Source organism: Longimicrobiaceae bacterium (assembly GCA_036375715.1).
Lineage (GTDB): Bacteria > Gemmatimonadota > Gemmatimonadetes > Longimicrobiales > Longimicrobiaceae > DASVBS01.
In genome coordinates this window covers 119,161-132,010 of sequence record DASVBS010000081.1, presented here as the reverse complement: position 1 = coordinate 132,010, position 12,850 = coordinate 119,161, and the positions used below count along the sequence as shown (strand labels likewise).

Here is a 12,850-nt window from a genome sequence, read left to right as displayed (position 1 = left end):
CGGTCGGCCCCAGCTTGGGTGCGGGCTCGGGGCACGGCGAGGGCACCTCCAGAGGGTGGTGATCTTGCTGGCTTTTCTGACCATGGGATGCACCGGTGCCGGCGCTGAGCGGGGGCCTCGCGAGCTGGCACTGGGAATCGATGCGTGTGAGTACTGCCACATGACGGTGGACGACCCGCTTCGGGCCGCGCAGTGGATTCCGCGGGAGGGTCGGATCCTCACCTTCGACGAGCCAGGATGCCTCGTTGCCTGGCTGCAGCGGAACCCTGATGCCGAGGGTCGAGCGTTCGTGGCCGACGCGGAGACCGGGGAGTGGCTTCCCGCGCACGACGCCGTCTTCCACGTGGGCGTCACCCGCACCGGGATGGGATTCGACGTCGTGAGCTATGCGGACGGAGCCGATCCGCCGGCCGGAGGGGAGCTCCTCCGCTGGGATGAGCTGCTGACCAGGGGAGTGCGCGATGCCCACACGCACTGAAGCGATGCTGACCGTCGCCCGCCAGGAGGTGCTGACGGCCCTGCGCGGGCGGATGCTGCTCGGCTTCGGCATCCTGTTCACGCTCCTGAGCGTGGGGGTCGCGCTCGCCGGGCTGGGTGGGTCCGGACAGCTCCTGGTGCAAGGGTTCACGCGCACGGGCGTATCCATGCTGCCGCTCTCCGTGTACCTGTTGCCGCTGCTCGGCTTGTTGCTGGGTGCCTCAGCGTTTGGCGGTGAAGATGGAGGCGCCGAGCTGATGCTGGCCCAGCCTCTCGGTCGGATGGAGGTCCTGCTGGGGCGTGCACTGGGTCTGAGTGCGGCCCTCTCGGCCGCGGCGCTGGTCGGATTCGGGGCGACTGGAGCGCTCGTCGCAATAGGCGCGGGGAGTTCCGGGTTGGGCGGATACCTGGTCGTGGTCGGCGGAGCGGTGGTCGTGGGCATCGTGGGGCTCGCGCTTGGCATCCTGCTGGGCGTCGCCGCGCGGACGCGCGGTGCCGCCGTGGGATGGGCGCTCACCACCTGGTTCGCGGCGGCGGTGCTCTACGACCTGGCGGCGATCGGTGTGCTGCAGGTGGTCGGTTCGGGCGAGCCGGGGCCGTGGCTGGTGGCTATTCTCGCCCTCAATCCTCTCGACGGCGTGCGGGCGATCGCCCTGGTCACGCTGGGTGCGGACATCCTGCTGGGGCCCACTGGCGCGGCACTGAGGGCGATGTTGGGTCTGTGGGGAGGGGCGGGGTGGGTGCTAGCGTCGGCGCTGCTCTGGGTCGTGGGGCCGCTGGCTGCGGCCACCTGGCTGTATGGGCGGAGGGATTTCTGAGGGAGATGGCTAGTGATGCCGGCGCTTACCCGGCTCGTGCTGGATATTGCCCGTAGGGGCGCCACTTGTGGTCCCACAAGTGGCGCCCCTACAAGCTATCCCCTGCAGAATGCCCCGGGTGACGACCTCAAACCGCGAAGCAGTAGAACAATCCGTCCCCGCCCGTGCCCTGCAGGTCGGTCTGGCTGCAGCCTCGGGTCAGGTGAGCGGAGTTCCAGGAGTTGGGGCGCTCGCCGCCGCCCTGGCGGTCGTGGTGCCCCACCATGGCGCTCCCTTCACCATTTGACGTCCAGTTGTTGCAGGTGGTCTCGAGGCCCCCTGCCACGGTCCCGTCGGGATTCGACCCGGTGAGAATGTCGTGCCGGTTCGGGTCGTCGCCCCGCCCGTTCACCATCTCGCCGCGCTCGTTCAGCGAGACTTCCTTCCCGGCGTTGCTCTCCTCGGAGTGGAGCTGCTCGAGATCATTCGCCACGAGCGCGCCCTTCGCGTTGTACCAGGGACCCTGTCCGATGCGGTCGCGGGCGTTTACTGCCGGTTGACCGTCGGTGGCGGCGGCACTGAGGTAGGCGCGCCAGGTCCGACCTTCCGCCGCGCCCACCGCCGCCGCGAGCTCCTGGCAGTGCTGATCCGCCCCCTCCAGCCCGCCCAGGTTGGCACCATCACCCGGCCCATGGCTGGTCAGGAAGAAGCTCATCTGGTTCTGCGCTGCACCTTCCGCTGTGCCGTCCGCGGCACCGCCCGCCTGCGTGCACGACGCCAGCGCAATGGTCGACAGGATTCCGAGGACTCTCTTCATGGGTTCTCCGGAGGTGGATGGGGTTGAGGAGATGTTCACGCCGCCGGAAGGAAGGAAGCGAGGCGGCATGGGCGAATGTGCCGGGCAACGCCGCATTGAGTCAAGCGTCTTTGGCCGGTGTCCGATCCGCCTCCAGCCGCGCCAGGATGCGCCTCACCGTATTGAGGTTCCGCATCGTCATCGACATGCCCAGGACTCGTCCGAGCGCTCGCTCGTCCACGTCGGTGCGGGCCATCGATCCGAACGCCAGCCAGTAGAGCTCCCGACCCCGTACCTGGAGCCGGTGCAGAGACGTGCTCAACGCCGCTACCTCGGAGGCCGCCTGCGGACCCGGCGCCTCCGGCAGGAAGCAGACGTGAACCTTCCCGTCTCTGGCCTCAGCTTCCGAAAAGGGCAGGCGCTCCAGCACCGATCTCAGCTCGTCGGGTGTGCGCAGGAACACCCTCACCTCGTAGCCCAGGGATCGCTCCAGGTGCTCGGCCATCTTCCGCTCGAGCTCCTCGGCGGGGAGCGACGACTCGAAGAGCACATTGCCGCTGGCGATGAACGTGCTGACGTTGCGAAGTCCGATCCCCTCCAGGAGGGCGCGCAACCGATCCATCGTGACGGTGTGGCCCCCCACATTGATCGCACGCAGGAACGCGATATATCGCATCGTTATGCTTTCCCTCCCGCGAGTCCTCCCAGAGCCCCGAGCTTTCCCTCCAGCGCCGCGCGGGCCTGAGCGTCGGCTCCGCGAGCGAGCAGCGTGCAAACGTCCTCGAGGTGCTCTCGCATCTGCAGGCGAGCGGCATCCGGCTTCGCCCGCTGGATGGCATTGAAGATCCGCCGGTGAAAGCGGATCGTATGCTCGGGCTCCACCAGCTCGTAAGTAAAGCGGACGAGCTCCTCGAGGGACTGGTGAACCACGCTGAACAGCGTGGCGCACACACGGTTCCCTGCGGCCTCGTTGACCGCCCGGTGGAACTCCAGGTCGCACTTCACGAACTCGGCCGGGTCGTCCTGGCTCCTCTCCATGCTGGTGATCGCGCGCGCGAGCCCATCGAGATCGTCGGGGCTCGCCCTTTCCGCCGCTCGCGCCGCGAGCTCCGGCTCGACGATCAGCCTCGCCTCCATCAGTTCATGGAAGGTGATGCCGTCGAGGAGAATGAGGTACTGCAGCGGCTCAGCGAGGATGGACGCTGCCGCGCGGTTGAGCCGCGTGCCGCTGCCTACCCGCTGGGAGATGATCCCCATGTTCTCCAACACCTTCAGCGCGGGACGCAGGGAGGAGCGGCTCACTCCCAGGAGCTCCGCCAGCTCCCTCTCCGGCGGCAGCCGGTCTCCCGGGCTCAATACCCCTTCGGCGATCAACCGCTTGAAGAGCTGCAATAGCGACCCGGTCAGATGCTTCAAGACGACCTCCGGTGAATGGTCGATCGCGGCGCAACGCGTAAACGTTAGCTTCTCGGCACGATCGCCGCCAGTAGGATTTGGTCCTACCTTTCATGGGTTGGAGAGTCTTGCTGAGGCGTCCATCGGGGCGCTACTATGGCGCCGCCCGGAGGCCGGACCGCCTCGTAGATCTGGCGGCTGCGGACGGTTCCGTCGGTGCTTCTTGCCTACGGCGGACATTGCGATCCGCTTCCACACCCCGTGCCCGTTCGTCTCCATGCCTGAGCGCGCGCAAGACTCCCTCAGCCTGATCCAGCTCCTCGATCCCGAGGGTGTGCGGCGGGTCGGCATCCTCGAGGACGCGGAGGGCGTTCGTCTGATCGAAGGTCCCGCCACGACTTATGCGCTGGCCATGGAGGCGATCCGGCAGGGGAAGACTCTCGCGGAGGTAGTTGCGTCGCGAAAGACGGATGCGGATCTCTCGGTAGCGAGCATCGTGGAGAGGGGGGCGCTGCTCCCGCCCCTGGATCATCCGGACCCCGCGCACCTGCTGATTACCGGGACCGGGCTCACGCATCTCGGCAGCGCCGATGCCCGCAACCGGATGCACGCCGCGCAGCCCGCCGAGATGACGGACAGCATGAAGATGTTTCAGGCTGGGCTGGAAGGTGGGCGCGCGCCGCGGGGGGAGGTCGGCGCCGTGCCGGAATGGTTCTTCAAGGGCACCGGTGCATCGCTGGTCGGCCCCGAGGCGCCTCTGGAGATGCCCGGCTTCGCCCTCGACGGCGGCGACGAGCCCGAGGTGGCGGGCCTCTACGTCGTGGGTCCCCAGGGCCGCCCCTACCGCCTCGGCTTCGCCCTGGCGAACGAGTTCTCCGACCACGTGCAGGAGCGGCAGAATTACCTCCTCCTCGCCCATTCCAAGCTTCGCCCCTGCGCCGTCGGCCCCGAGCTGCGTGTCGGTCCGCTGCCGCCGGACGTGCGCGGAATCTGCCGCATCTACCGCGGAGATGAGCTCGTCTGGGAAAAGGAGTTCCTCACCGGCGAAGCGAACATGTCGCACACCATCTCCAACCTGGAGCATCACCACTTCAAGTACCGGCTCTTCCGGCAACCGGGCGACGCCCACGTACATACCTTCGGTACCGCTACCCTGAGCTTCACCGACGGGATCCGCTGCCTGCCCGGGGATCGGTTCGAGATCGAGGCCGACGCCTTCCTCCTCCCGCTCCGCAACCGCCTGCTCCAGGCGCCTTCCGAGGGCTGGATCGGCGTCGAGCAGTTGTGAATCCAAAGCGGTCGGACCAACCGCGTCCATCCTTGGCGACATTAGAACCGCTTGGTACGATCAACGATTGTCTCTCCTTCCTTCCTCGTTGGCCTGAGCCGCCCGGCCCGTCCGCATTGAAAGGTTCTTCTGCCGTCGCTCCCCTCGCCTGAAGTTCGCAGTTCATCCAGTAATTACCTAGAGGAGCTGAACACTTCATAACCCGCCCGGCTGCCGCTCGCCGTCGGGCTGGAGCGAATATCCTTGACACACCCCGGGCCTGCACCTACGGTGTAATGGTCCGACCAATCTGAGCACATGGCGCGGTCTGCTGCCTCCCACCGTGATCCAGCGCAGGTGAATTATGATCCACATCTCCCGTCGGGGATTTCCCAGTCCAGTTCGGTTCCTCCCCCCCCGCTCGCTACGGGCACCCTGGCTGGCAGGACCGTTGGTCGCACCGGTTCTGCTGCTGGCGGCTGTGGTCGCCGCGTCCGCCCAGCAGGGTCATTCGGTGACCGGAACCGTCACCGCGGGCTCCGATACCGGCGTTCAGAGTCCCGTTGCTGCGGCCACCGTGCAGGTCAAGGGAATGGGGATCGAGACGGTGACCGATGCCCAAGGCCGGTTCACCATTACCGCTCCGACCCCGAACGACACCCTGGTCGTCACGTCCATCGGCTACGCCACGAGCGAAGTGCCAATCGACGGCCGCGGGGTGATCAACGTGGTGCTGCGGGAGCAGGCGGTGGCGCTGGAGGGATTGGTGGTGGTGGGCTATGGCGTGCAGGAGCGAGCCAGCCTCTCCGGCTCGGTGAGCTCGATCGGCTCGGAAGACATCACCCGAACCTCCGCCACCACGAGTGCCGATGCGCTGGCGGGAAAGATTCAGGGGATCACCGTGCGCACGGCTTACGGCGGCGACCCCCGCTTCGGCGCCAGCGCAGACGCTCGCCCGGGCAACAGCTCGATCCTGCAGATCCGCAACATGGGCGAGCCCCTCTTCGTGATCGACGGCGTGCCCCAAAGTGCCGAGTACTTCAACAACCTGAACATCGCCGACATAGAGAGCATCTCGATTCTGAAGGACGCGTCCGCATCGATCTACGGCTTCCGGGCCGCCAACGGTGTGGTGCTCGTGACCACCAAGGACGGCAGTCGCGTTCGATCCCCGCGCATCCGCGTCGACGGCTATTACGGCTTCCAGAACCTCACCCGCTATCCGTTCACGCCGCCGGCCAATGCCTACCAGTTTCAACGAGCCTGGGTCGAGTCACAGCAGAACCGAGGTCAGCCGCGTAGCATCACGCCCGAAGAGCTGGAGCTATGGCGCACGGAGGCGCCTGGCTACGAGAGCTTCAACCAGTACGACGTGGTGATCAACAACCCGAATGCGCCGCAGTACAACATCAACGCGAGCGCATCGGGTGGCGGTCCCGCGGGCAGCTACTACCTCTCCGTCGGGCACGTGAAGCAGGAGTACGTGATGCAGGGGCACAGCTTCGACCGCACCAACGTGCAGACGAACCTGCGCGCAGACCTCGGAGCCGGAATCGTCGTCGGCACACAGCTCAGCGCCCGCATCGAGAATCGGGACAACGTCGCTATCCCTGGCCGCGACGACCCGATGTGGAACGGCTTCCTCGGCATCAACAGCTCCTGGCCGATGGACAACCCGTACGCCAACGGGAACCGGGACTACATCAACGGCGACGTTCGCTACCTGACCCGCCTCGGCTCCACCTACCGCCGAGAGATCGCCGGATGGCAGGAGGACGTCACCCGGCGGCTGACGGGGAACTTCTTCGCCGAGTACACCTTCCCCTTCGGAACCCAGATCCAGGGGACGTACTCGCGTGGGTTCAGCCTCAACACCTTCGACCGACAGCGGTACAGCTACGACGCGTACTGCTACGATCCCGAAACGAATACCTACAAAGTCTGCGCGGGCTTCTACAGCCCGCTACGGAACTCCAACCGGCGCGAGGACGAGGAGAGGTTCGGGCAGCTGCGGGTCACCCACTCCTTGTCGATTGGCAAGCACAACCTGGCGGGGGTGGCGGCCTTCGAGATCTCCAAGAGCGAGACGGACTTCACCGGCATTCAATCGGTCCCGCCATCGAACTACAGCCACCTGATCAGCTTCGTCGAGCAGAACGATCTCACCAACACCTGGAGCACCACCGCGCGGGCCTCGTACATCGGCCGCTTCAACTACGACTACAATCAGCGCTACCTGCTCGAGCTGCTCGGCCGGTACGACGGATCGTACCTCTACGCGCCGGGAAAGCGGTGGGGGTTCTTCCCCGGGGTCTCGTTGGGGTGGCGCGTCTCCGAAGAGCCTTTCCTGCGTGACCGCCTGACCTTCCTCGACGACCTCAAGCTGCGGGCTTCGTGGGGGCAGGCGGGGATGGAGCTGGGGGTGGCGCCCTGGGACTTCATCGGCGGCGCCACCTACGGGATTGGCGGTGGCTACATGTTCGACGGTCAGGTGGTGACCGGCGCTCGCCCGCGCGGCCTGCCGGTCACCAACCTGACCTGGGTGACCAGCACCTCGCGCAATCTCGGCCTGGATTTCACCCTCTTCGGCAACCGGGTGACGGGGCAGTTCGATCTGTTCGAGCGGAAGCTCACGGGGCTGCCCGAGAACCGCTACGACGTGCTGGTCCCCAGCGAGGTCGGATACGAGCTGCCCGAAGAGAACCTCGAGAGCGAGGCGACGCGGGGGCTCGAGGGGATGATCACCTTCAGCGACCGTTTCGGCGGCGTCGACTACTCCATCGGCGCGAACGCCACCTTCGCCCGACGTCGCATCCTCGACCAGTACAAACCGAGGTACGGCAACTCCTGGGACGAATACCGGAACGCCACCGAGAACCGTTGGGCGAACGTGGCCTTCGGCTACGAGGTGATCGGGCAATTTCGTTCGATGGAGGAGATCGCCCAGCACGACGTGGATATCGACGGACAGGGCAACCGCACCCTGCTTCCCGGCGACCTGATCTACAAGGACGTCAACGGCGACAAGATCATCAACGAGCTCGACGAGCGGCCCATCGGGTACGCGGTCAACACCAACCCCCTCCTCGCCTTCGGGGGCAGTGCGAGCATCGGCTACCGCGGCGTGAGCCTGAGCTTGGACCTCGCCGGCGGCACCATGTACTCGTTCAACCAGAACCTCGAGCTGAAATATCCCTTCCAGGCGGACCACAACTCGCCGGAGTGGATGCTGGTGGACCGCTGGCACCGGGCCGACCCCTACGACGATCGCAGCGAGTGGATCCCGGGTAGATATCCGCCCATCCGCCGAGGACTCACGAGCCACTCGAGCTACCGCAACAGCACCTTCTGGCGCACCAACGTTCACTACCTGCGCGTACGCCGCCTGGAGATCGGCTATGCCCTGCCGGACGCGCTGCAGGATCTGCTACGCCTCTCCAACACCCGTATCTATATCAGCGGAACTAACCTCCATTCCTTCGACAACCTGGGCCATATCAAGCTCGACCCCGAGGTCGCCTTCGACTCGGGGCTGCGGTATCCACCCCAGCGGGTCTGGACCATCGGATTCAGCACGGAGGTGGGGCAATGAGCGCGCGGCGGCAGTACTTCCATGCACCGATGGTCAATTCCGCTGCCCGCGCCGACGCGACGTCCGCGGCCGGATCGTCATCAAGGACCCGACCCCGTGCCATGAAGAGACTCTTCCGATCCCTGCTACTGGCCGCGCTAGCGGTTCCTGTAGTGGGATGCGGCGATGATGCGCTCAACACCGAGCCGCAGACGATCCTCACCGACGAGCAGGTCTGGGGAGACCCGAACCTGATCGTCTCGGTTCTGGCGGATTACTACAACCGCCTGCCCCGCCATACCGACTTCGGAGTCAACGGCAACTGTGATTACAACCCGCCGGACGCTTACTGCGGCTGGAAGGATTACGCGGCGTACGACGAGGCGCTCTGGTCGGGGGTCGGCAACTTCGACTACGAGTTCCGCAACTCGCTGATCAACTACCCCTATGAACGCTGGTCGGAATGGAACTACGACCTGATCCGGGACATCAACCTGGCGATCGAGAAGATCCAGGAGGTCGAGTCCCCCAAGCTGTCTCCGGCGCTGAAAGAGCAGTTCATCGCCGAGCTCCGCTTCCTGAGGGCCTTCAACTATTTCCTGCTGGTTATCCGCATGGGTGGGGTGCCGATCATCACCACCCAATTGATCTATGACTTCAGTGGAGATCCCTCTCCGCTGCAGCACCCGCGAAACACCGAGGCGGAAGTCTACGACTTCATCGCTGCCGAGCTCGACGAGATCGGCCCGAAGCTCGGCAACGAGGGCAGCTACACGCGGGCTAATCGCTGGACCGCGCTTGCGCTGAAGAGCCGTGCGATGCTGTACGCAGGTTCGATCGCGCGGCACAACAGCGAGATGGCCTCCCCCATCACCCTGCCCGGCGGCGAGGTCGGCATCCCCGCCGACCGGGCGGAGGGCTACTACCAGGCGTCGCTCGACGCCTCCCGCGAGCTCATACAGAACGGACCGTACGAGCTCTACCGCGGAAATCCCGATCCGGGCGAGAACTTTTACGAGGCGGTGAGCCACAAGACGGGGAACCGAGAGGTCATCATGGCCATCGACTACCTCGCCTCACAGGGTCGCAGCCACCGCTTCACCCTTGAGAACATCCCGCGTTCGTTGCGGGTCGACCAGGACAACGTCTCCGGCGGCTCCGCCCTCTCGCCGTCGCTGAACCTGGTGGAGACCTACGACTACCTGGACGGATCGTCGGGCGAGCTGCGCGGAGTGGGCGATGGGACCGTGGCGGGGCAGAAGAACTGGATCTTCTACGACGAGCCCGACGACATCTTCGAGGGGAAGGACCCCCGCCTCTATGGCACGATCATCTATCCCGGAGCCTCCTTCGCCGGCAAGCAGCTGGAAATCCAGGCGGGCGTCTACCGCTGCACTCCCAGCGCTGTATACCAGCGGATCGAGGGACAGCGGGACACCGACTACGAGGATGGCGGGGTGCTGACCGGAGCCGACGGCCCGATCCGGGCCGAGAACTATCTCTCCGCCACCGGCTTCTACCTCCGCAAGTACCTGGACACCAATCCCGCCGCCGCCACCAGCGCCACCGGCAGCGACATGTGGTGGGTCTGGTTCCGCCTGGGTGAGGTCTACCTGAACGCGGCCGAGGCCGCCTATGAGTTGGGGCTCGAGCAGGAGGCGCTCGGCTACATCAACACCCTGCGCGAGCGGGCCGGCTTCCCGCCCAACAGCCTCACCTCCCTGACACGGGAGAAGATTCGTAGCGAGCGCTGGGCAGAGCTGGCTTTCGAGGATCACCGCCTGTGGGACCTCAAGCGCTGGCGAATCGCCCACCAGCTCTGGGACGGCACCGAGACGAGCGAGACGGCGAACATCTACGTGCTGTTCCCCTACCGGATCGTCTGTCCCGGGACCCCGCAGCACAACAAGTACGTCTTCGACAAGTTCCAGTCGGACCGCCAGACCGCCCCGCGGTACTTCCGCATGGGGAACTACTACTCGCAGATCCCGCAGAGCGCTCTGGACAACAACCCCAAGCTCGTGCGGAACCCGTTCCACTGATTCGCCCCGATCAACCGGTGACCGACCATGACTCGATGCATTTCCCGGCGGGCATCCCTGGCGATCGTCCTATTGCTGACGGCCTGTGACTACGGGGCGTTCGACAACTACGACCCTCCGCGCTCGCAGCTCACGGGACGAGTCGTCTACCAGGGCGAACCCGTCGGCGTGCGTAGCAACGGCGTGGAGCTGGAGCTCTGGCAGCCCAGCTATGAGTTGAACGAGAAAATCCCGGTCCATGTGGCCCAGGATGGGTCCTTCTCGGCCATGCTCTTCGATGGCGACTACAAGCTGAACCTGCTGGCGGGAAACGGACCCTGGGTCGACAGCCAGGACACCATCTACATCCAGGTGCGAGGAGACACGGAGGTGGAGGTTCGCGTGACGCCCTACTACGTCATCGAGAACCTCTCCGTGGGGCAGGCCGGGGGCGCGGTCCAGGCGAACTTCCAGGTGAGCGCGGTAGAGCCGAGCCGCGCGGTAGAGTACGTGGGCCTGTACCTGTCCAATACCTCCTTCGTAGACCGGATCAACCAGGCGGCGAGCACGGAATTGTCCGGTACAGACATCGCCGATCTGACCGCTCCGATCACCCTCAGCGTGAACGTACCGGACGAACTCGAGGAGAGCGGTTGGGCCTATGCGCGGGTGGGAGTGAAGACGGTGGGAGTGTCCGAGATGTTGTACACCTCGGTCGAGCGGATCACTTTCTGATCACCCCGTCCGGGCCCGCATCCGCTCACGCTTCCGACCATCCACCCCAAGCACGAGGCAATGATCCGGTCCGACCTCCTATTCCGTACCGCCTGCACGCTCACACTCTTCGCCTGCGCTCCTGCCGCGGAAACCACTCCTGCACGAGGGCAGGCCACCCCGGATGGCGCCGTCGCGCTCGAAGTGGATCTGAACGAGCCCATCGGCGAGATGAAGCCGATGTGGGCGTACTTCGGGTACGACGAGCCGAACTACACCTATAGCTGGGAAGGAAGGAAGCTGCTCACGGAGCTGGCGGAGCTCAGCCCCGTGCCGGTCCACATTCGGGCGCACAACCTCCTCAACACCGACGAGGGGCCGCGCTCCGCCTTCAAATGGGGCTCCACCAACGTCTACACAGAGGACGAGAAGGGAAATCCCGTCTACGACTGGGAGGTGATGGACCGGATCGTGGACGAGTGGATCAGCCGCGGGATGAAGCCCCTGATGGAGATCGGCTTCATGCCCAAGGCGCTGAGCACCAACCCCGAGCCGTACCGGCACGATTGGCAGCCGGGCGATCCCTACAGCGACATCTACACCGGGTGGGCCTATCCCCCGACCGATTACGAGAAGTGGGCCGCGCTCATCCACGAGTGGGTCCGCCACTCGGTGGAGCGCTACGGCGCGGAGGAAGTGGAGAGCTGGTGGTGGCAGCTCTGGAACGAGCCGGACGCCGACTACTGGCAGGGGAGCACCGAGGAGTACCTGAAGCTCTACGACTACACCGCCGACGCCATCAAGCGGGCGCTCCCCGGGGCGAAGGTCGGCGGACCGAACGTCACTGGCGCCTCGAACGAGCGCCAGGAGACCTTCCTGCGCGCCTTCCTGGATCACGTGTCCGGCGGCACCAACTACGTCACCGGCGAGCGTGGCTCCCCGATCGACTTCATCGGCTTCCATGCGAAGGGCTCGCCGCGCTTCATCGACGGCCACGTGCGGATGAATATGGCTCCCGAATTACGCCACTTCGACCGTGCGTTTGCCATCATCTCGTCCTATCCCGAGCTGCGGGACCTCCCGATCGTCGTGGGCGAAGCCGATCCGGAGGGATGCGCCGCATGCTCCGTTGCCTCGGGCTCACGCCAGAACGCGTACCGGAACGGGACCATGTACTCGAGCTATACCGCCGCCTCCTTCGCCCGCATGTACGAGCTCGCCGATCGACACGGCGTGAACCTCGAAGGGGTCACCAGCTGGTCCTTCACCTTCGAGAATGTCCCCTGGTTCGACGGCTTCCGTGAGCTGGCGACGAACGGAGTGGACAAGCCCGTGCTCAACGTCTTCCGCATGTTCGGCATGATGACGGGCGAGCGGGTCATGGTGCGGGGGAACAGGATGGGGGCGCGGGACATCATCGAGAACGGGGTGCGCGGGGAGGTGGCGGATATCGGAGCGCTGGCGAGCCGGGACGATCGGGCGGCCGCGGTAATGGTCTGGAACTACCACGACGACGATCTCCCCACGGCTGACGCGCCCATCCGGCTGACCTTGCGGAACGTGCCGGCGACGCGGGTGCTGGTGCACCATTACCGGATCGACGACAAGCACAGCAACTCCTACTCGCGCTGGCTGGAGATGGGCGCCCCGCAGCAGGTCTCGCGCGAGCAATACCGCGAGCTCGAAAGGGCCGGAAAGCTGGAGCTGTTGGGCGCCCCCCGCTGGATCGGTGTCGAAGGCGGTACCGCGACCCTGCAGTTTTCCTTGCCCCGACAGGGCGTGTCGCTGGTCAGACTGACCTGGGAATAGATC

General features: G+C 65.6%; 10 protein-coding genes. 7 read left to right on the top strand and 3 right to left on the bottom strand.

What is annotated here, in order from left to right; all coding sequences use genetic code 11:
* The first annotated feature begins 64 nt into the window (after positions 1 to 64).
* Positions 65 to 478, top strand: coding sequence for a nitrous oxide reductase accessory protein NosL (locus tag VF167_17820; protein HEX6927288.1), 414 nt, complete (start codon positions 65 to 67; stop codon positions 476 to 478).
* Complete coding sequence (locus VF167_17815; protein ID HEX6927287.1) at positions 462 to 1,295, top strand: ABC transporter permease subunit; 834 nt, start codon at positions 462 to 464, stop codon at positions 1,293 to 1,295. Before VF167_17820 ends, VF167_17815 begins: the two co-directional genes overlap by 17 nt.
* A gap of 127 nt (positions 1,296 to 1,422) precedes the next feature.
* Here the strand turns inward: VF167_17815 and VF167_17810 are convergent, their stop codons facing one another.
* The 3 genes from VF167_17810 to VF167_17800 all read right to left on the bottom strand — a co-directional run bounded on the left by VF167_17810 (position 1,423) and on the right by VF167_17800 (position 3,486).
* On the bottom strand, positions 1,423 to 2,091 hold the full coding sequence (locus VF167_17810) for a hypothetical protein (GenBank protein HEX6927286.1): 669 nt from the start codon (positions 2,089 to 2,091) through the stop codon (positions 1,423 to 1,425).
* A gap of 100 nt (positions 2,092 to 2,191) precedes the next feature.
* On the bottom strand, positions 2,192 to 2,746 hold the full coding sequence (locus VF167_17805; protein ID HEX6927285.1) for a DUF1697 domain-containing protein: 555 nt from the start codon (positions 2,744 to 2,746) through the stop codon (positions 2,192 to 2,194).
* A 2-nt stretch (positions 2,747 to 2,748) separates the two neighbouring features.
* Positions 2,749 to 3,486: a FadR/GntR family transcriptional regulator gene (locus VF167_17800; GenBank protein ID HEX6927284.1), complete on the bottom strand. Its 738-nt coding sequence runs from the start codon at positions 3,484 to 3,486 to the stop codon at positions 2,749 to 2,751.
* Positions 3,487 to 3,742: 256 nt separating this feature from the next.
* Here VF167_17800 and araD1 point away from each other — a divergent pair, with 256 nt between their 5' ends.
* The 5 genes from araD1 to VF167_17775 all read left to right on the top strand — a co-directional run bounded on the left by araD1 (position 3,743) and on the right by VF167_17775 (position 12,847).
* Positions 3,743 to 4,753, top strand: a complete 1,011-nt coding sequence (araD1, locus tag VF167_17795; protein ID HEX6927283.1) for an AraD1 family protein — start codon at positions 3,743 to 3,745, stop codon at positions 4,751 to 4,753.
* A 430-nt stretch (positions 4,754 to 5,183) separates the two neighbouring features.
* Entirely contained in the window at positions 5,184 to 8,324 is a 3,141-nt protein-coding gene (locus tag VF167_17790) for a SusC/RagA family TonB-linked outer membrane protein (GenBank protein HEX6927282.1), read from the top strand.
* 101 nt (positions 8,325 to 8,425) lie between these two features.
* A complete protein-coding gene (locus VF167_17785) occupies positions 8,426 to 10,345 on the top strand; it encodes a RagB/SusD family nutrient uptake outer membrane protein (GenBank protein ID HEX6927281.1) in 1,920 nt (639 codons plus the stop codon).
* A 27-nt stretch (positions 10,346 to 10,372) separates the two neighbouring features.
* Positions 10,373 to 11,059 carry a DUF3823 domain-containing protein gene (locus VF167_17780; protein HEX6927280.1) on the top strand — a complete coding sequence of 229 codons (687 nt, stop codon included), beginning with the start codon at positions 10,373 to 10,375 and terminating at the stop codon, positions 11,057 to 11,059.
* Positions 11,060 to 11,119: 60 nt separating this feature from the next.
* Positions 11,120 to 12,847, top strand: coding sequence for a hypothetical protein (locus VF167_17775; GenBank protein HEX6927279.1), 1,728 nt, complete (start codon positions 11,120 to 11,122; stop codon positions 12,845 to 12,847).
* Positions 12,848 to 12,850: the final 3 nt, after the last annotated feature.